The organism is Pseudoalteromonas sp. AS84 (assembly GCF_038900255.1).
Taxonomy (GTDB): Bacteria; Pseudomonadota; Gammaproteobacteria; order Enterobacterales; family Alteromonadaceae; genus Pseudoalteromonas.
Map to the genome: position 1 here is coordinate 1 of NZ_JBBMQY010000049.1, position 2,198 is coordinate 2,198.

At 50.3% G+C, this 2,198-nt stretch carries 1 protein-coding gene; it reads right to left on the minus strand.

The window, feature by feature from the left end:
* The coding region (locus WNY79_RS20775; RefSeq protein WP_342876790.1) for an Ig-like domain-containing protein at nucleotides 1–2,198 on the minus strand (2,198 nt) is incomplete at both ends.

Here is a 2,198-nt window from a genome sequence, read left to right on the forward strand (position 1 = left end):
TCAACGGCATCGCTTGTTCCGCTGAGTGTCGGGGTGATGTCGTTACTTGAACCTGGGCTGGTAAGTACAAGTGTCGGTGCAATGGTATCTATTTCACCAGTGCCTGTGGCTGTTGCTTCATTGCCAGCGGTGTCTTCAACACTCGCGCTAATGGTGTATGCACCTTCTGCAAGTGCTACCGGTAGAGGAATTGACCACGTGCCATTGGCAAGTACGGTGGCGCTCATTGTTTGTGGTGTGCCACTGGTATCTGTCACTATAACCGTTACCGTACTGCCTTGCGGTGCATCGCTGGTACCGGTAATAGTTGGGGTGGTATCGTTGCCTACGCCGTTGTCGGTAATAACAAGGCTCGGGCCAGTAAGGTCTATCTGACCTGTCTCTGTTGCACTCCCTATATTGCCCAGTCCATCATTAACGGTAGCTGTTACGGTGTATTCGCCTTCGGCTAAATCAGTTGGTGCATCAACGCTCCAGACGCCACCCGTTACGGTTGTATCAACAGTGGTAATATTTCCTGTACTGTCTTCAAACGTTAAGCTAATGGTGGTGTTATCTGCCGCATCGCTTATACCATTAATGGTTGGGGTGGTGTCGTTGGTATCAACCAATGCATTAATACTGATGCTTGGGGCCGTGGTGTTGAGTGTTGCTGTTTCACTTAACGTGGTGGTGTTGCCTGCACTGTCACTGACGCTTGCTTCGATAGTGAGTGGACCATCCGTTAGCGCGTTCGGTACATCCGCTGACCAACTGCCATCGGCTTGCACTGTCGCTGTGAACGTTTCTGTATTATCTGCATCCGTGGCGTTAATCGTTATAACCGTGCCTGCTGGCGCGTTCGATGTCCCACTAATTGTTGGCGTGCTGTTATTAATTGCACCCACTGTATCCAGTGTTAATGTCGGTGCTAGAGTATCAAGGGTGCCTGATTGTGTGGCGCCGCCGGTGTTGCCTGCATCATCGGTGATACTGGCTTGTACGCTGTAGCTTCCATCTGGTAATTCAGGGCTGGTTGCTTGCCAATCACCATTTGCATCCACGGTGGCGGTGATTGGGTGTTCATCACCGTTACTGTCGGTAATAACAATGTTTATAACCGTGCCTGCGGGCTCTGTTGATGTGCCGCTAACGGTCGGTGTGCTGTCGTTACCTAAGCCCAATACATCAACGGTGACGATTGGCGTAATGGTATCAACATTACCACTGCTGTTGGCTGTGCTCTCGTTGCCTGCCGCATCGGTAATGCTGGCAACAACGCTAAAGTCACCTTGTGCAAGGGCTGTTGACACTTCAATAGACCAATGCCCATCGCTGCCGACTATAGTGTCAATGGTTTGCACGGCGCCGTCGCTGTCGGTGATGATGAGTGTAACGGTGCCACCAATTTCATTACTGGTGCCCTGAAGCTCGGGTGTTAAATCGCTGACATCGCCCACGTTTTGAATGGTGAGCGTTGGCGCTTGCGTGTCGATGGTAGTGGTGTCACTCAATGTGGTTTCGTTGCCAACACTGTCGCGTACACTTACTTCAATGGTGCTTTGACCTTCACTTAATGGTGTCGCTGGTGTGGCACTCCAGTTGCCATCCGCATCCACAAGCGCGGTGATGGTTTGTGGATTATCATCACTGTCGGTCACTACAATAGTGACTTGCGCGCCTTCCCCCGCATCACTTGTGCCGCTAATAACCGGTGTATTGCTGTCACTTTGTGCTGCAACATCAACAGTGAGTGTCGGCGGTGTATTATCAAAGTCATCTGAGCTAATTGTACGGGTATTACCTGCGGCATCGGTCGCTGTTGCGATCACGGAGCCTAAATTAAGTAATGAGATATCGATACCAGTTAATGACCAGTTACCATTGGCATCTGTGGTTGTGGTGTAACTTAGCCCTACGCCACCGCCAACAAGTTGCTCGGTAATGGTAATTTCACTGCCAGCCGGTAAATCAGAGGTGCCATTTAATAACACCAATGAGCCTAATAAGAAGGTAGGTGTAAACGCTAAATCTGGTGGGGTAACATCTACTTCGCCACTGTCTGTACCCGTGCCTGTATTGCCTGCAGCATCGATAATGCTGGCGCTAACACTGTAATTCCCTTCAGCTAATATACCTGTTGGTGTCGCGCTCCAGTTACCATTGGTGTCGGTTTGTACATCAATGCTTTGGGTGGCATTTGCTGCATCTGTAAACGT